This is a genomic window from Peribacillus sp. SIMBA_075 (assembly GCF_046534585.1).
The window spans coordinates 1-250 of record NZ_JAWRYN010001219.1 but is presented as its reverse complement, the minus strand read 5'-3'; the positions used below and the strand labels follow the sequence as shown (position 1 = coordinate 250).

The window sequence follows — 250 nt, the reverse complement described above, 5'->3', positions numbered from 1 at the left end:
ATCATTGACGCCACCGCATCGACGCGCAGCGCATCAATACCAAAACGTTCAATCCAGTAAAGCGCGTTACCGACGAGGAAGTTACTGACTTCACGGCGACCATAGTTGTAGATCAGCGTGTTCCAGTCCTGATGATAGCCTTCGCGCGGATCGCTGTGCTCATAGAGTTCGGTGCCGTCAAATTTTGCCAGACCAAAGTCGTCATCAGGGAAATGTCCCGGCACCCAGTCCAGCAGCACGTTAATGCCCG

General features: G+C 53.6%; 1 pseudogene. It reads right to left on the bottom strand.

The features are described 5' to 3' along the window. Positions 1 to 250: pseudogene (locus SB775_RS32200) on the bottom strand (1,4-alpha-glucan branching protein GlgB); the annotation flags it as partial.